The following is a 17475-nucleotide window of genomic DNA, read 5'->3' on the forward strand; positions in this document are numbered from 1 at the left end:
GGGGGGAACGGCGATGTGGCTGATGCGGATGGACCGCCGCATGACCTTCGTGATGACCGGCGTCGCGGTGCTCTCCGCGGCGCTGGCCCCGGCGCTCCCGGGCGGCGGAGGCGGCGGCGCGGAGGACCGTACGGCGGGCACGCGCGCCGCGCACGAGCGCCCCGCCGCGCCGGACAAGCCGCGCACCGCCGAGGCGCCCGCGGCCAAGAAGGCGCCCGAGCCGCCGGCGCCCGAGCGGGAGGTCTGCGAGGACGGCAGTGACCCGGCCGCCAGCCTCAAGTCGTCCGACAAGGCGGGCGACGCCGTCAAGCGCATCCAGGACGCGGGCCAGCTCGTCGTAGGCGTCGACCAGAACAGCTTCCTGTGGGGCTACCGCGACCCCGCGTCCGGCGACATCGAGGGCTTCGACATCGACCTGGTGAAGGCCGTCGCGGAGGACCTGCTCGGCGAGGACCCGAAGATCACGTACAAGACGATACCCACCGACCAGCGCATCCCGGCGATCCAGGACGGCGACGTCGACATGGTGGTCCGTACGATGACGGTGAACTGCGACCGCATCAAGGAAGTCGCCTTCTCCACCGCGTACTTCGAGAGCGGCCAGCAGCTGCTCGTGCCGGAGAACAGCGAGATCGACGGGCTCGACGAGTCGGTCCGCGGCAAGCGGATCTGCAACGCGACGGGCTCCACCGCCGAGAAGCTGCTGGAGCGGAAGGAGTACCAGGCCCTGGGCGCCAGGCAGGTCAAGGTCGCCAACCAGCTGGACTGCCTCGTACGCCTGCAGCTCGGCGAGGCCGACGCGGTGCTGACCGACAACGCGCTGGGCGCCGGACAGGCCGCGCAGGACCCGTCGGTGAAGATGGTCGGCGAGCCCGCGACGATCGAGCCGTACGGTGTCGCGATGAACCGCGACGACGAGGACCTCGTCCGGCGGGTCAACCACGTGCTCGACGACTACCGCAAGGGCGGCAAGGACGGCAAGGACAGCAAGTGGTCGGCCGCGTACGAGGAATGGCTCGCGGACATGATGGCGGACGGCGAGGACGGCGCGCCCGCACCGCCGAAGCCGGCGTACAAGGACGACTGAGCGGACGACCGACGCGGAGGACCGGCCGGGAGGGCGGCACCGCGGGAGCGGCAGGAACGGAGCACGGCAGACCGGAACGGCACACGTACGGGACACGGCAGCGGCACGAGAGAACAGTGAGGTGATCGATGGGCCCCTCGGGACCCACCGGGCCGGTGATGAGCCGGGAGGAGGTGGACCGCGCTCTGGCGCGGCTGGACGCCGAGCACGAGGCGGTCGAGACGTCCCTGCTGGCGCTGCAGGACCACGCCGGCCGCCGGCTGCTGGAAGGCGCGGACCTCGTCGGCGCCACCGAACGCCGCTGGGCCGAGGCCGAGCAGGTGATGACGGTGCTGTGGACCGCCTTCGACACCTACACGCGTACCCTGCACACCGCCCGCGAGCTGCGCGCCCGCCGCCGCTGGCCGAGCCGCGACGACCTGTCCGAGCTGACCGGGCTGCTGCGCGGGACGCTCACCGTGCCGGGAAGCGCCGTGCCGGGCGGCACCGTGCCGGGCGGCACCGAATCCGCCCGGCTGACCGAGGAGCTGACGCTGAGCCGGCTCGTGGAGCGGATGAACGGCTGGTACGCGCAGGCGCTGGACGTCGTCGCGGCCGCCGACTCCGTGTGGTCGGCGCTGCCCGCACGGATAGACCTGCTGGCGGCGGAGCTGCAGCGGGTCCGTTCGCTGGCGCACTCCGTAGGGGTGCGCCCCGGGGAGCACCCTGCGGGCGACGACCTCGACCGGATCACCGGTGAACTCAGCACCCTGCGCGCCGAGGTGCTCCGCGACCCGCTGGCGTTCTGGACGGCGGACGGCGGGAGTTCGGCGCCGGGCGGCGGACGCCCGGACACCTCGCGGTACGACAGCGCCGCCCGCGCCCTGGAGGACATCCGGCGGGAGATCGACGCGGTGCTGACCGTCCGGCAGGACGCCGAGCAGCGGCTGATCAGCCTGCGCGACATCCTGTCCCGCGCCGACCGCACGCTCGCGGAGGCCCGTTCGGCGCGCGGCGAGGTCCTGGCGAAGATCGCGGCCTCCGAGGTGCCCGCGGTGAGCGGCCCGCCGACCGCGCTGCAGGAGCAGCTCGCGCGCGCCGCCGACTACCGCAGGCACGCCCAGTGGCACCGGCTCTCCCCGCTGCTGGAGAGCCTCGAACAGCGCGCCGAGGACGAGCTGGACCGCGCCCGCGCCTCGCTCTCCGCCGTCACCGCGCCGCTGGCCGTACGGGCCGAACTGCGCGGCCGGCTCGACGCGTACCGCGCCAAGGTGGCCCAGCACGGCATGGCCGAGGACCGGGTGCTGATGGAGCGCTACGACCTCGCCCGCCGCATGCTGTGGAGCGCGCCCTGCGATCTGCGGGCGGCGGAGGACGCCGTTCTGCGCTATCAGCAGGCGGCGCAGGAAGTCCTGGTACCGCGGCAGGGCGGAGCAGCCCATGCCGACCGTAGGGGGGATTCATGAGCGAGACGCCGGACGCACCGAAGAGGCGGTGCCAGCGCCCGGGCTGCACCGGTGCGTACGAGGACATGGGCGGCGGCGAGCTGTACTGCGACATCTGCGGCCTCGCCCCCGTCGTGTCCCCGGCGGGTGTCATCGGTTCGGCGCCGACGGGGGTCACCGCGGCGGGGCGTGAGGGCCGTTCGTCCTCCTCCGGTTCGCGGTCGTCCCGGTCGTCCTCCCGGTCGTCGGCGCGCTCCGCGCGCTCGCAGTCCTCGCGCCGCTCCGTGTCCGGCCGGCTGTCCCGCTCGCTGTCCAGCGGCGGGTCGGCGCGGCAGGTGTCGGTGCGCAGCTCCGGTTCGGGCACGGGCGGTTCGGTCCGCAGCAGGCTCGGCCTGGGCCTGGTGGAGGTGCCGGACGTGCCCCGCGCGGACCCGGGCACGGTGGTCCTGGACAACCCGGAGGTGCCCGAGCGGAAGCGGTTCTGCAGCAGCGGCGAGTGCGGCGCCCCGGTGGGCCGTACGCGGGGCGAGCGGGCGGGGCGTACGGAGGGCTTCTGCACCAAGTGCGGGAACCCGTACTCGTTCGTGCCGAAGCTGCGCAAGGGCGACGTGGTGCACGGCCAGTACGAGATCGCCGGCTGCCTCGCGCACGGCGGGCTCGGCTGGGTCTACCTCGCGGTGGACCGCGCCGTGTCGGACCGCTGGGTGGTGCTCAAGGGCCTGCTGGACACGGGCGACCAGGACGCGATGGCCGCCGCGATCTCCGAACGGCGCTTCCTGGCGGAGATCGAGCACTCCAACATCGTGCGCATCTACAACTTCGTCGAGCACCTCGACCGGCGCACGGGCAGCATGGACGGCTACATCGTCATGGAGTACGTCGGCGGCAGGTCCCTGAAGGAGCTGGCCAACTCCCGCCGTACGCCCGAGGGCCGCCGCGACCCGCTGCCGGTCGAGCAGGCGTGCGCGTACGGCATCGAGGCGCTGGAGGCGCTCGGCCACCTGCACAGCCGGAACCTGCTCTACTGCGACTTCAAGGTCGACAACGCCATCCAGCAGGGCGACCAGCTGAAGCTGATCGACATGGGCGCCGTCCGCCGTATGGACGACGAGGACAGCGCCATCTACGGCACGGTGGGCTACCAGGCGCCCGAAGTCGCCGAGAGCGGGCCCTCGGTGGCGTCCGACCTCTACACCGTGGCGCGCACGCTGGCGGTGCTGACGTTCGACTTCCAGGGCTACACGAACGTGTTCGTGGACAGCCTCCCGGAGCCGGAGAACATCGAGGCGTTCCAGCGGTTCGAGTCGTTCTACCGCTTCCTCGTACGGGCCACCGACCCGGACCCGGAGCGCCGTTTCGCCTCGGCCGCGGAGATGTCCGAGCAGCTTACGGGCGTGCTGCGGGAGGTCGTGGCAATGGAGTCGGGGCGTCCGCGGCCCGCGATGTCGACGCTGCTGGGCACGGAACTGCGGGTCGTGGACACGGAGTTGCTGGCGCGGGCGACGGGCGACACATCGGTGCTCGGCAGCCGCGACGGGGCGCCGGGCATCTTCGCGCGCCTGCGCGGCGAGACGCACGCGGGCGCCACGTCCCGTACGAGCGCCGAGGCGGCGCCGCCCGTACCGTCCGCCGGCTCCGCCGCGGACGAGGGCGGCCGGAACGCCGCGATCCCCGCCCAGGCGACGGCCGAGCCGCCCCCACCGGGCGCACCGGGCGCGCTTCCGCCGCCCGCCACCACGCTCGCGCAGCAGAGCCAGGCCGCGGGGCCGTACGGCGCGTACGGCAGCACGCCCGCGCACGTACGGCTGCCCGGCAAGCCCCCGCCGCCGCCCGGCGCGCGGGGTACGGGCGCCGGACCGCTGCTCGTACCGCTGGAGGCGCGCGCCACCGCGCTCGCGCTGCCCGTGCCCCGCGTGGACCCCGCGGACCCCAACGCCGGTTTCCTGGCCGGGCTGATGACCTCCGCGCCCGCCGAACTGCTCACCGCGCTGCGCGACGCGCCGGCCCAGTCCATCGAGCGCCGCCTGCGCGAGCTGCGCGCCCGCCTGGAGCTGGAGACCGACGAGGACCGCAAGGCCGCCGAACAGGCGCTGGCCGAGCTGGAGAAGGAGCATCCGGACGACTGGCGGGTGGTCTGGTACCGGGGTCTGGCCGGGCTGGTCGCGGGCGACCGGGAGACCGCGGCGCTCGCGTTCGACGCGGTCTACGACGCGTTCCCCGGCGAGACCGCGCCGAAGCTGGCGCTGGGCATCTGCGCCGAGGTGCTGGGGCAGCTGGACAACGCCGCCGAGTACTACCGCCTGGTGTGGGCCACCGACCCGTCGTACGTCAGCGCCGCCTTCGGACTGGCCCGCGTACGCCTCTCGGTGGGCGACCGGCAGGGCGCCGTCGAGGCGCTGGAGTCGGTGCCGGAGGCGTCCATCCACTTCGTCGCGGCACGCGTGGCGGCCGTACGCGCCAGGCTGCGTGAGCGCTCCCCCGCCGAACCGCTGCTCGACGACCTGCACGCCGCGGCGCAACAGGTCGTACGGCTGCGGGAGATCGGACTCGACGCGCTGCGCGGCGAGGAGCTGACGACGGAAGTGCTGGGCAGCGCTCTGGACTGGGTGCTGGCGGGCAGAGCCGGCGCGCCCGACCCGGAACAGGGCCCGGCGAGCGGGCTGCTGCTGCTCGGCTGCCGAATGGAAGAGCAAGGCCTGCGGTTGGGCCTGGAACGTTCGTACCGGAGGCTCGCGCGGCTCGCGCAGTCCGGCACGGAGAGGATCGAACTGGTGGAACGGGCCAACCGCTTCCGCCCCAGGACGTGGGTGTGACGACGATGGCACAGGCCGACCAACTGTCCGACTGCCCCAGCTGCGCCGAACCTCTGGAAGAGGGCGACCTCTTCTGCGGCGCGTGCGGGGCGGATCTGCGGGCACTGGCGGAACAGACCGCGGCGGGCGGCGACCGCCCGACGATCCCGGTGAACGGCGCGCTGCCGCCGCCACCGGCCGGAGCACCGGCGTCCGGAACGCCACCGGCCGGAGCACCGGCGTCCGGTGCGCCCGCGGGGCCCGGGCCGCCCCGCGGCCACGGCGCGCCCGAGCCGACCCCGGCACACACGCCCACCGAGCCGGACTTCACGCTGCCGCCCGCCGTGCCCGCGGGTCAGGCACCCGTCGGCGGGCCCGCCCGCGGCGCCGGCTACGACTGGCACGAGCGCGCCACCGAGGAGCCCGCCGGGCCGGGCGCGGAGGCCTCGCCGCCGCTCCCGCCCCTGGCGCCCTCCCCGCAGGCCGCGGCGTCCGCGTCGCAGGAGACGCCCGTGGACCCGCGTACGGCGGACCCGCAGGCGCTGCGGGACGACTCTCCCGGCCTCACCCCGGACGGCCTCACCCCGGACGGCGCCGGCCCGGACGGCGCCGCCGACGGCGCCGGCCTGCTCGACGGCCCGGCCTCCGGCGAGCCGGAGGCACTCGGCCCGCGCTGCGTCGCCTGCGGCACCGGCACCATCGACGACGACGGCTACTGCGAGCACTGCGGCCACAAGCAGCCGCACGCCCGCGACCACATGGAGCACGAGCTGCGCTACCTCGCCGCCGCGAGCGACCGCGGCCTGCGGCACCACCGCAACGAGGACTTCTTCGCCATCGACGCGCCGATGATGGCCGACGGCACCACCGCGACCATCGCCGTCGTCTGCGACGGCGTCTCCTCCGCGTCCCGCTCCGACGAGGCGTCGGCCGCCGCCGCCGAGGCCGCCTGCGCGTCGATGTGCGTGTCCGTGCCCCGCGGCGTACACACCCAGACGGCCATGCACGAGGCGCTGATCGCCGCCGCGGAAGCGGTCAACGCCCTTGCCACCGACGCCGACGCGGAGGCCCAGCGGAACGCGCCCGCGTGCACCATCGTCAGCGCGGTCATCGCGGGCGGCCTGCTCACCGTCGGCTGGGTCGGCGACAGCCGCGCGTACTGGGTGCCCGAGGACCGTACGGCGCGCGCCGCCCGCCTCACCGAAGACGACTCCTGGGCCGCCCAGATGGTGGCGGCGGGCCTGATGACCGAGGCCGACGCGTACGCCGACGCCCGCGCGCACGCGATCACCGGCTGGCTCGGCGCGGACGCGTACGACCTGGACCCGCACACGGCGTCGTTCAAGCCGGACCGGCCGGGGGTGGTCGTGGTGTGCACCGACGGGCTCTGGAACTACGCCGAGTCGGCCGAGGAGATGGCCGCCGCGGTGCCGCCGGACGCCCGCACGCGGCCGCTGCACTGCGCGCAGCACCTCGTCGGTTACGCACTGGACGCGGGGGGCCACGACAACGTAACAGTGGCACTCGTTCCGTTCCCGGCGCCGGATGAAGGGGCAGGATCGGCCTGATACGAGGACTGGGCGGACAACGGATCACTCACGGGGGACAGCGAGGGGGAGCACGAGGGGAAAGCCCGGCGCGGGCGTACGTCCGCCCGCCCCTCTGCGTGCTCGCCCGCGCAGAACAGGAGCGGACCACATGGCCAACTTCTCGAAGTCGAACGTGCCGCAGTTCTCGGTGGACGTCTACCAGAACGCGTACCTGCCGGAGGACGCGCAGGAGGTCAACGCGATTGTCACGGTGACGTCGACCGGCGGCGGCACGTCCGGCGGCGTACCGCTCCCGGTCGCCGACCCGGGCCGTGCGCCGCAGACGCGGGGGGCCGACGCCGCGGTCGTCGTCATGGTCGACTGCTCGGGTTCGATGGACTACCCGCCGACGAAGATGCGGAACGCGCGGGACGCCACTGCCGCCGCCGTCGACACCCTGCGCGACGGCGTCGCCTTCGCGGTCGTCGCCGGCACCCACCAGGCCAAGGAGGTCTATCCCGGCGGCGGTGAACTCGCCACCGCGGACGCCCGTACCCGCGCCGCCGCCAAGGACGCCCTGCGCCGGCTCTCGGCCGGCGGCGGCACCGCCATCGGCACCTGGCTGCGGCTCGCCGACCGGCTGCTGGCCACGGCCGACGTGTCGATACGGCACGGCATCCTGCTCACCGACGGCCGCAACGAGCACGAGGAGCCGGAGCAGCTGCGCGCGGCGCTCGACGCGTGCGCGGGCCGGTTCACCTGCGACGCCCGCGGCGTGGGCACCGACTGGGAGGTCAAGGAGGTCACGGGGATCGCCTCGGCGCTGCTCGGCTCGGCCGACATCGTGGCCGATCCGGACGGCCTGTCCGCCGACTTCACGAACATGATGGAAGCGGCCATGGGGAAGGAAGTCGCCGATGTCGGACTTCGCCTGTGGACGCCCCAAGGATCCGCAATTCGGTTCGTCAAGCAGGTCGCGCCAACTGTGGAAGATCTCACCGAACGTCGTAGCGAATCCGGACCCCGCTCCGGTGACTACCCCACTGGATCATGGGGTGACGAATCGCGCGATTACCACGTCTGCGTCGACGTCCCGGCCGCCGAGGTGGGCCGCGAAATGCTCGCCGCACGCGTCTCGTTGGTGCTTCCGGCGCCGGACGGAGCCACCCCGCAGACGCTCTCGCAGGGCCTGATCCGAGCCGTCTGGACGGACGACATGGCGGCCACGACACAGATAAACCCGCAGGTCGCGCACTACACAGGGCAGGCGGAGCTGGCGCAGGCGATCCAACAGGGTTTGGATCTGCGGAAATCCGGCGACGAGGAGGGGGCGACGGCGAAGCTCGGGCGCGCGGTACAGCTGGCGAACGCGTCCGGGAACGCGGAGACTGCGAAACTGCTTTCGAAGGTGGTCGACGTCGTGGACGCCGCGGCGGGTACTGTTCGACTCAAGGCGAAGGTCGCCGACGCCGACGAAATGACCCTGGAGACGCGGTCGACGAAGACCGTCCGTGTGAAGAAATAGCAGTACGGAGGGGGAGGCACGAGATGCCGACTTGCCCGAACGGCCACCAGTCGGCGGCCGACGACTGGTGCGAGGTCTGCGGTCACCGCATGGCCGCCGCGCCGTCCGGTGCGCCCGGCGCGCCCATGGGTGCTCCGGCACCTCCACCGCCCGCACCGGGCGGCCAGCAGGGGTACGGCTATCCGGGCCCGCCGAGCCCGCCCGCGCCCGGTCAGCCGGGTCAGCCCGGCCAGCCCGGCCAGCCCGCGTACGGCTACCCGGGTCCGGACGCGCGCGGCCAGCAGCCCTCCGGCCGGCCGGAGACGTGCCCGCAGTGCGGCACCCAGCGCGAGGCGCAGGCGCCGTTCTGTGAGGGATGCCGGTTCAACTTCCTGACCAACTCCCCCACCGCGTTCACGCCGACCCCGCAGCCGCCGCAGCCGCAGCCTCCGCAGCCCCAGCAGCCGCAGGGCTTCCCGCCCCCGCAGGGCGGGCAGCAGCCCGGCCAGCCGGGTCAGCCCGGCGGGCCGGTTCCGGGACAGCAGCCGGGCCAGCCCGGACAGCCCGGTCAGCCGCCGGGTCAGCCCGGCCAGCCCGGCCAGCAGCCGCCGAGGCCCGCGTACACCGGTGCGCCCGAGCCCGGAGGGCCGGAAGTGCGGCTGGGCTACGACCCGTCGCGGCCGTCGCAGGTCAACCGCCCGGCCGAGTCGCTGAGCGGTGGCCCGCCGCAGCCCCCCGGCGGCCACGACCCGCAGCAGCACCAGCAGCAGCGGCCGATGGGCCAGCCGCAGCCCGGTCAGCAACAGCCCGGACAGCCCGGCGCGCCCGGACAGCCGGGCCAGCCCGGACAGCCGGGTCAGCAGCAGCCGACCGGTGACTGGATGCTGTCCCCGCCCAGCACGCCCGTACGCCAGGAGCCGCCGCAGGCTCCCCAGCCCGGCGGCGGTTACGGCTTCCCGCCCCCGGCCAGTCCGCAGCCGGGCGGCCAGGGCGCACCGCCCGGCGCACCCGGTGGCCCCGGCGGTCCGCCGCCGGCCCCCGGTGGTCCGGGCGGCCCCGGCGGTCAGCCCGGCGCACACGGCCAGCCCGGACAGCCGGGTGCGCCCGGCCAGCCGGGCCACCCCGGCGGCCCCGGGGGTCAGGGCCAGGGCGGACCGCAGGGCGGCGGCCAGAGGACGGCCTGGACGGCGGTCATCGCGCCGGACCGGGAGTACTTCATGGCGATGATGGGCCGCAGCGGCCCGGAGGCGTCGGCGCTCAACCTCCCGGCGTACTCCGCCGAGATGCAGCTCCCGCTCAACGGCCACCAGATCACGATCGGCCGCCGCCGCCAGTCCACCGGCGAGGCACCGGACATCGATCTGGGCCGCCCGCCGGAGGACCCGGGCGTCTCGCACCAGCACGCCGTCCTCATCCAGCAACCGGACGGCAGCTGGGCGGTGGTCGACCAGGACTCCACCAACGGCACGACCATCAACGGCAGTGAGGACCCGATCCAGCCCTTCGTCCCGATACCGCTCTACCACGGTGACCGGGTCCACGTAGGCGCCTGGACGACGATCACCCTCCAGCAGGGCTGATCCGGGCACCGCGGCAGCGCGGCACCGCAGCACGGCACGACACCTCGGCCCCCGGCCCGTACCCGTACGGACGCTGTTGGTTAATTCGGGGGCTCGCGTGACGTCGGCCTTCAAGACCCGGTTGTGGTCTTGAAGGCCGACGTTGTCGTATGGGGTGGGTGCGGGTGTCGATGCAGCCGAGCAGGCCGAGCGAGGTGGGTGCGGGTGCCGCGGGCGTGGCGGGCGTGGCGGGCGTGGCGGGTGTTGCGGGTGTGCCGAAGCCGCCGGCGGTCTGCGTCGGCAGCGCCGCGGACGATCCGGCGACCGTCGGCGGTGCGGGGCGCACCTCGGGGCCGGTCGCCGCCGCGTCCGTGCCCGGCAGCCGCAGCGCGCGCAGCCGCTCGTGCACCTCCCGCGCCGTCGCGGGCCGGTCGCCGGGGGACTTGGCGAGCAACTCGCGTACGAGCGCGTCGAGTTCGGGCGGCACCCCGGGCCGGCTGCCGCTGGGCGGCTGCGGCTCGCCGTGCACGTGGGCGAACATGACCGCCGCCGGATCCTGGTTGGGGAACGGTGGCTCCCCGGTGAGCAGTTCGTGCAGCAGGCAGCCCAGCGCGTACAGATCGCCCGGCGCGCCGTTCGGCTGCCCGAGCAGCCGCTCGGGCGGCATGTACGCGGGCGTGCCCATGATCGTGCTGGTGGTCGTGGCCGTGGTCGACGCGGTGGCGAAACGCGCGATGCCGAAGTCGAGGATCTTCAGGACGCCATGCGGGGTAAGCATGAGGTTCCCCGGCTTGAGGTCGCGGTGGACGATCCCCGCCTCGTGGGCGGCGGCCAGCGCCGCGGCGGTCTGCGCGGCCCAGTCGGCCGCGGTGGCCAGGGCGGGTACGCCGTCCTCGCGCAGCACGAAGCCGAGGTCACTGCCCGGCAACAGCTCCATCACCAGATACAGGGAGCCGTCGGTGTCCTGGCCGAGGTCGTGCACGGTGACGACGCCCGGGTGGCTCAGCCCGCCCGCGGTCTGCGCCTCCCGCAGGAACATCTGCTCCTCGTCACCCAGACCGCCCTCGTGCTGCAGCACTTTGACCGCCACCTGGCGCCGGAGCACGCGGTCCCAGGCGTTCCAGACCTCTCCCATGCCCCCGCGGCCGAGCTGCTCCCGGAGCTCGTACCGACCCGCGATCACGCGACTTTCCGCCATCTCCGCCCCCATACGGTGCCGTCCCCGCCGCCGACTCCCGTACGGACCAGGCCCGTTCGGGAACAGCCGGACGAGCCGGTACGGTTCCGGCGGAGCCCCGCCAGCATAGTTGCCACGTACACACCGTCGCGGGCGGCTCCACCGGCCGTTCACTTCCCGCCGGAACGCACACCCGCCGCGGACCCAGCCCCGTACCGGTGGGCCCGTACCGGTGGGCCCGTACCGGTGGGCCCGGACCGTACGATCGGCGCGTGGCGATCACGTACGAGTGGCGGGGCGGCTTCGACAACTCGGCCCTCAACGCCCTGCACGCCGAAGGCTTCGGCCATGCCCCGGACGCGACGGACTGGCGGGCGCGCCTGGAGCGGCACAGCGTCGGCTGGGTCTGCGCGTGGGAGGGCCGCTCGCTGGCCGGATTCGTCAACGTCGCCTGGGACGGGGGAGCGCACGCCTTCGTCCTCGACACGGTGGTGGCCGAGCGCCAACGGGGGAGGGGCGTCGGCGCGGCCCTCGTCGGCGCGGCGGCCGAAGGCGCCCGCGCCGCCGGATGCGCGTGGCTGCACGTCGACTTCGAGGAGCACCTGCGGCCGTTCTACCTCGACGCCTGTGGCTTCCGGGAGACGGCTGCGGGCCTGATCGCGCTCTCGTCCCGCTGACGGGAGGCCGGTCCCGCCTGCTACTCCGGCAGCACCCCTGCGATGCCCAGGCCGCCCACCACGACCGAGGCCACCGCGACGAACCACGACGTGGCCTTCACCTTCCCGCGGTGCCGCGGGTCCATCAGCACGGCGAGCATCCGCCCGAAGCGCTGCTTCCAGGACAGCGCGCGGAACTCCGAGAGCGCCTGCAGCGGCGCGGGCTGCGGCGCGTTCGGGTCCCCCGGCGCGGTCTGGCCCCCGCCCGCCCGTGCCGCGCCCGGACGTCCCGGGTGCCCGTCCAGCACCGTCGGGTCGTACGACCCCACCGGCGCCGGAATACGCGGGTCCGCCGTCCGCTGCTTCACGTCGTCGGCGACCGGCGACGGCAGCCACCAGCCCTCGCTGCGTACGAGGGACGTGCCGGCCGCGTCCGCGATCCGGCGGCAGTCCTCGATGATCTCGGCCAGCCCCGGCCGCTTCGCCGGGTCCTTGGCCATGCAGTGGTGCAGCAGCGAGCGGAGCTCCTCCGGGCAGGCCGTCATGACGGGTTCCATCGACGTGATCCGGTACAGCAGCGCCTGCGGATCGCCCTCGCCGAACGGGTGCTTGCCCGTCGCCGCGAAGAACGCCGTCAGCCCGAGCGCGAACACGTCGAGCGGCGGCCCGGCCGCCTCGCCCGACACCTGCTCCGGCGACATGAACGCGGGGGTGCCGAGCCGTACGTCCGTACCGGTCAGCGCCGTCGCGTCGACCGCGCGCGCGATGCCGAAGTCGATGACGCGGGGGCCGTCGGCGGCCATCAGCACGTTCGACGGCTTGAGGTCGCGGTGCACGATCCCGGTGGCGTGCACGGACTGGAGCGCCTCCGCGACGCCCGCTATCAGCAGCAGGACGGTCCGCAGGGGCAGGGGTCCGTGCTCGTCGACGGCGCGCGCCAGCGACGGGCCGGGCACGTACGCGCTGGCCAGCCACGGCAGCGGGCCCTCGGTGCTGCTGTCCACGACGGCGGCCGTGTACGCGCCCTGCACGCGCCGGGCCGCCTCCACCTCCCGGGTGAAGCGGCGCAGGAACTCGGGGTTCTGCGCGAACTCCCGCCGGATCACCTTCAGAGCCACCGGCTGCCCGCCGCGCGTGTGGGAGAGGTACACGCTCCCCATTCCACCCTCGCCGAGTCTGCCGGCCAGCGCGTACCCGGACACTTCGGCTGGGTCCCCTGGCCCCAAAGGATCGACCATGGTGGAAATCTCCCCATTCAGCTCTTGATCACGGCACACCGCTGTGGCAAGTACCGTACAACTCGCCGCCGTCTGTTTGGTCTTGGGGGAGAAGGCCGTTCCGTGCGGTGGTTTCTGCGGGGCCTGGTGGAGACTTCGGGCATGGAGTTCTTCTGCTACCACCGCGACCGGCCCGGCTCCCTGACGCTGCGTGAGGAACTGCTGGAAGAGCACTGGTCCTACATGGACCGGTACGCCGAGGAGATGATCGCCCGCGGCCCGACCCTCGCCGAGGACGGCGAGACGCCCACCGGGAGCGTGCACATCCTCGACCTGCCGGACGCCGCCGCGGCCCGCGCGTTCGCTTTCGACGAGCCCTGCCACCAGGCGGGCGCGTACCGCGACGTGATGCTGCGCCGGTGGCGGAACACGCTGGGGCGCACGATGTGGGACGCCCCCGGCGGCCGTACCGCCGGCCGTACCGCCGGCCGTACCGGCGGCGACCGGTGGCTGGTGCTCGGCCTCGGCGCGGGCACGGGCGCCGACCTCGCCGTGCCGCGGCAGGGGGAGGACGAACTGATCGCGTACGGGCCGCTGCTGTCCGACGACGGCGCCGCCTGGCTGGGCACGGCACTGCTGGTGTGGGCGCCGGACGCGGACACGGCGCGCGGCGTTCTCACGGCGGACCGGTACGCCGCCGTCGAGGTCCACCACTGGCAGCCCGGCGGCCGATCGTCCTGAGCGGGCGGCGCGTGCTCGCCCGCGATGTGCCGGTCCCGTGTGCGGGCGGCGCGCCGTCCCGCCACGGCAGCAGCAGCGGCGTGGCCAGGATGAGCGCACCGGCCAGCGCCAACGCCGTACGCGGGCCCGTGGTGTTCGCGAGCAGCCCCCAGCACACCGTGAGCACGGCGACGGTGGCGCCCTTCGTGATGGTCCACGCGGTCAGGGTGCGGGCCACGCGGTCGTCGGCGGTGTGCCGCAGCCGGTACGTGGCGAACACCGGGTTGAACACGCCCATGCTCGTGATCAGACCGAACTCGATCACCACCAGGAGCGCGAGGCCCCACCAGCCCGGCTGCACGCCCGCCAGCCCCACCGGCCAGCACGCCCGCACCGTGCCGCTCGCCAGCAGCACCCGGCGCTGCCCGAACCGCGCGACCAGCGGCGGTGCGAGCCGCGAGCCGAGGAGGCCGCCGAGGCACGGCACGGCGAACGCCAGGCCGTACTGCCACGGTGCGAAGCCCAGGTCGCGCAGCAGCAGGACGGCCAGCAGCGGCGCGGTCGCCATGATCAGGCTGTTCACCAGGATGGTGTTGAAGAACAGCAGCCGCAGCGGCGGCCGGCGCAGGATGTGGCGCCAGCCCTCCATGGCCTCGCGCGGACCGGACCGCCGCGCGTCCACGGGCCGCGCACGCGGCGGCTCGTGCCCGGGGCCGATCGCGCGCAGGCCGAGCGCGGAGAGCAGGTGGCTGAACGCGTCCAGCACCACCGTCGTCACCGGCCCGAACACGCCGATCGCCGCGCCGCCCAGCGGCGGCCCGACCGCCGTCGCCGTCCACTGCGTGGCCTCGAACCTGCCGTTCGCCACCAGCAGGTCGGCGGGCGGCAGCAGCGCCTTCAGATACGCGCCGCTCGCCGCCGTGAACGCGATGTTCGCCGCCGTCACGATCACCGACACAACGGCGAGCTGTACGAAGCCCAGCACCCCGAGCCCGTACGCGACGGGCACCGACAGCAGCGCCAGGAAGCGGAGGACGTCCGTACCGATCATGACCGGCCGTTTGCGGCGGAACTCCACCCACGGCCCCAGCGGCAGCGCGACCAGCGAGCCCGCCGCCAGGCCCACCGCCGCGAGCACCGACACCTCCACGGTGCCGCTGCCCAGCACCAGGATCGCGACGAGCTGGAACGCGTCGAGCGCGAGCCGCGACCCCAGTGTGCCGGCGCCGTACGACAGCCACAGCCAGCCGAACTCCCGCCCCAGCGAACGCCGTCCGCGCCCCTTGACCCGCCCCACTCGGCCCGCCTCACCCGATCACGGAACCGGTCACACAACGACCGGTTGACCGGGCGATCAAACAGTCACTGCCAGGGCGCTATCAAACAACCAACAACACCCCGCGCCACAACGGCCGGTTGTGTCAGCACTACGATCGGCGGATGGATCTCGAAGCGGTGCGTACGTTCGTCGCCGTCGTCGACCAGGGACAGTTCCGGGAGGCGGCCGCCGAACTCGCCGTCACCCAGCAGGCCGTCTCCAAACGGATCGCGGCGCTGGAAACGGAGCTCGGCGTACGGCTGTTCACGCGCACCCCCCGCGGCGCGCGGCCCACCATCGACGGGCAGGTGTTCCTGCCGCACGCCCGCGCTGTCCTCGAATCCGTCGAACGCGCCGCCGAGTCCGTACGCCCCGGCCGCCGCGCCCTGCGCGTCGACATCCGCCGCCGCCACATCGCCCCGGCGGGCCTGCTCCGCGACTTCCACCGCAGGCACCCGGACATCGAGCTCGACGTCGTGACCCTGCCGGACGCCGGCACCGCCACGGCCGCCGTGCACGCCGGCACGATCGACGCCGCGTTCTGCGCCCAGCGGCTGCCCGCGGACCGGCTGCCCGGGAACGTACGGGCCGTCCGCGTACTCGACGAACCGCTCCAGCTCCTCACCGGCCCCGCCCACGAGCTCGCCGCCGCCACCGCGGTCGCCCCGGCCGACCTCGCCGGGCGCCGGATATGGATGCCCAGCATGGTGCCCGGCGCGGAATGGACCGCTTACTACGACGAGTTCGCCGCCGCCTTCGGCCTCACCATCGACACCACTGGCCCGCATTTCGGCGTCGAACACCTTCTGGACATGGTCAGCGACTCGGCGTCGCTCGCCACCTTCGTCGGCGCGCAGACCCGGCTCGTCTGGCCCGCACACCAGGACCTGCGGCGCGTCCCGATGCGCGGCCCGACGCCCGTATACCCGCACTCCCTGCTGTGGCGCGCGGGCAACCCGCACCCCGCCCTCACGGCCCTCCGGGACGACCTCACGCGCCGGCCGCACTCTCCGCCGGACCCGACGCCCGCCGGGGCGGACACCTGGACCCCGAACTGGGCGTGGTGACCAGGCGGTTGGCGCGCCTGGCCATCGCCGACTTATGAAGGGTTCCTGTGGAAGAGAGCGCTCTCGTGCACAACTCTTGACGGCACCCCGCGGCTTGGTCACTGTTAGCGCACACGGGCACGCCCCGTACCCCCACACCACAGGAGACTCCGTGATATCGCGCAGAGTGTTCTTGACAGCGACCGCCGGTGCCGCGACCGCGGCCACCTACCCCGCCTGGGGAAGCGTCCTCAGCCCCAACGCCCAGGCCGCTCCCGATACCTGCGAACTCGCCCTGGCGAACAAGTCGCTGACCGGCACCGTGCACGCGTACGTCACCGGCCGCGAGCAGGGCACGGACGCCTGGATACTGCTGAAGCCGGACGGCGGCGTCTACAAGCCAGAGTCGCCCGCCGAGCCGCAGACCCCGCTCCCCGTCGACTGCGCGATACCGCTGGGCGGCCCCGGGGAGGACCCCGTCGTCCTGACCCTGCCGCAGATGTTCGGCGCACGCGTCTACTTCGTCCGCGACGACAAGCTCGACTTCTTCCTCAACCCGGGCCCGTCCCTGGTCGAGCCCGCCTTCGCCACCGAAGAGGACCCCAACTACGGCCGCACCTGGTCGTTCTGCGAATTCACCTTCAACCCGCAGCAGCTGTACTCCAACATCAGCTACGTCGACCTGGTGACGTCCCTGCCCATCGGCCTGCGCCTGGAGGGCGACGGCACCCACGAGGTGGCGCCGCTGCCGGACGGCGCGGTGCAGAAGATCGCCGACGATCTCGCGGCGCAGGCCGCGAAGGACGGCCAGCCCTGGGACCAGCTCGTCATCCGCGGCGACGGCGACAGCGTGCTGCGGGTGATCTCCCCGCAGAACCTGATGGCTCCCTGGTTCGACAAGCCCGACCAGATGCCCTTCCGCGACCTGTGGAGCAGCTACGTCGACCAGGTCTGGGACAAGTACAGCTCCGAGGACCTCAAGATCGACCTCCAGGGCGGCCGCGGCGTGCAGACCGGCCGGGTCAGCGGGGACACGCTCACCTTCGACAGCGGCCACAGCTTCCCCAAGCCGACCTCGAAGGACATCTTCACCTGCAACCACGGGCCGTTCACCAACAACCCTGACGACCCGGACGACAAGAAGGGACTCATCGCGCGGCTCGCCGCGGGCTTCAACCGCAGCATCATGCTCACCCACCCCGAGCAGCCGAACGGCCCCACGGCCGACGACTACTACAAGGACGCGATCACCAACCACTGGGCGCGTGTGGTGCACGCCAACGCACCGATCGGGTACGCCTTCCCATACGACGACGTGCGCCCCGACGGTCAGCCCGACGAGTCGGGCGCCGCGCACGACGGCAACCCGCGGCGGTGGACGGTGTCGGTCGGCTCCTGACCGGCGCACGTACGACGGGGCCGGTGGGCCCGTACGGCGGGCGGGGG

General features: G+C 73.8%; 13 protein-coding genes. 10 read left to right on the forward strand and 3 right to left on the reverse strand.

The features are described 5' to 3' along the window. Positions 1-40 precede the first annotated feature (40 nt). From DVA86_RS23290 to DVA86_RS23315, 6 genes are all read left to right on the forward strand, one after another. Positions 41-1087, forward strand: a complete 1047-nt coding sequence (locus tag DVA86_RS23290) for a glutamate ABC transporter substrate-binding protein (protein ID WP_208881132.1) — start codon at positions 41-43, stop codon at positions 1085-1087. Between the two features lie 128 nt (positions 1088-1215). Then, positions 1216-2532, forward strand: a complete 1317-nt coding sequence (locus DVA86_RS23295; protein WP_208881134.1) for a coiled-coil domain-containing protein — start codon at positions 1216-1218, stop codon at positions 2530-2532. Then, positions 2529-5324, forward strand: coding sequence for a serine/threonine-protein kinase (locus tag DVA86_RS23300; RefSeq protein WP_208881136.1), 2796 nt, complete (start codon positions 2529-2531; stop codon positions 5322-5324). The genes DVA86_RS23295 and DVA86_RS23300 overlap by 4 nt, the downstream gene beginning before the upstream one ends. 5 nt (positions 5325-5329) lie before the next feature. Next, on the forward strand, positions 5330-6871 hold the full coding sequence (locus DVA86_RS23305) for a PP2C family protein-serine/threonine phosphatase (RefSeq protein ID WP_208885053.1): 1542 nt from the start codon (positions 5330-5332) through the stop codon (positions 6869-6871). 130 nt (positions 6872-7001) lie between these two features. Next, on the forward strand, positions 7002-8357 hold the full coding sequence (locus DVA86_RS23310) for a vWA domain-containing protein (protein WP_208881138.1): 1356 nt from the start codon (positions 7002-7004) through the stop codon (positions 8355-8357). Positions 8358-8380: 23 nt separating this feature from the next. Next, positions 8381-9916, forward strand: a complete 1536-nt coding sequence (locus DVA86_RS23315; protein ID WP_208881140.1) for an FHA domain-containing protein — start codon at positions 8381-8383, stop codon at positions 9914-9916. On the opposite strand, the gene DVA86_RS23320 is transcribed toward DVA86_RS23315, so the two are convergent. Beyond that, on the reverse strand, positions 9897-11093 hold the full coding sequence (locus DVA86_RS23320) for a serine/threonine-protein kinase (protein WP_208881142.1): 1197 nt from the start codon (positions 11091-11093) through the stop codon (positions 9897-9899). The two genes, DVA86_RS23315 and DVA86_RS23320, sit on opposite strands and share 20 nt — an antisense overlap. Before the next feature lie 251 nt (positions 11094-11344). Between DVA86_RS23320 and DVA86_RS23325 the strand changes: the two genes are divergently transcribed. Then, positions 11345-11749: a GNAT family N-acetyltransferase gene (locus tag DVA86_RS23325; RefSeq protein ID WP_208881143.1), complete on the forward strand. Its 405-nt coding sequence runs from the start codon at positions 11345-11347 to the stop codon at positions 11747-11749. A 20-nt stretch (positions 11750-11769) separates the two neighbouring features. On the opposite strand, the gene DVA86_RS23330 is transcribed toward DVA86_RS23325, so the two are convergent. After that, positions 11770-12966 carry a serine/threonine-protein kinase gene (locus tag DVA86_RS23330; protein WP_208881145.1) on the reverse strand — a complete coding sequence of 399 codons (1197 nt, stop codon included), beginning with the start codon at positions 12964-12966 and terminating at the stop codon, positions 11770-11772. A 141-nt stretch (positions 12967-13107) separates the two neighbouring features. On the opposite strand from DVA86_RS23330, the gene DVA86_RS23335 reads away from it, so the two are divergent. Then, positions 13108-13686, forward strand: a complete 579-nt coding sequence (locus DVA86_RS23335; protein ID WP_208885055.1) for a YciI family protein — start codon at positions 13108-13110, stop codon at positions 13684-13686. On the opposite strand, the gene DVA86_RS23340 is transcribed toward DVA86_RS23335, so the two are convergent. Continuing rightward, positions 13622-14962 (reverse strand): MFS transporter, encoded by a 1341-nt coding sequence (locus tag DVA86_RS23340; RefSeq protein WP_222623356.1) that lies wholly within the window; start codon positions 14960-14962, stop codon positions 13622-13624. The two genes, DVA86_RS23335 and DVA86_RS23340, sit on opposite strands and share 65 nt — an antisense overlap. 143 nt (positions 14963-15105) lie before the next feature. Between DVA86_RS23340 and DVA86_RS23345 the strand changes: the two genes are divergently transcribed. Together DVA86_RS23345 and DVA86_RS23350 are read left to right on the forward strand one after the other, a co-directional pair. Continuing rightward, positions 15106-16050 carry a LysR family transcriptional regulator gene (locus DVA86_RS23345; RefSeq protein WP_208881147.1) on the forward strand — a complete coding sequence of 315 codons (945 nt, stop codon included), beginning with the start codon at positions 15106-15108 and terminating at the stop codon, positions 16048-16050. Positions 16051-16216: 166 nt separating this feature from the next. After that, positions 16217-17428, forward strand: a complete 1212-nt coding sequence (locus DVA86_RS23350; protein WP_245997726.1) for a glycoside hydrolase family 64 protein — start codon at positions 16217-16219, stop codon at positions 17426-17428. Positions 17429-17475 lie beyond the last annotated feature (47 nt).

Source organism: Streptomyces armeniacus, assembly GCF_003355155.1.
GTDB lineage: Bacteria > Actinomycetota > Actinomycetes > Streptomycetales > Streptomycetaceae > Streptomyces > Streptomyces armeniacus.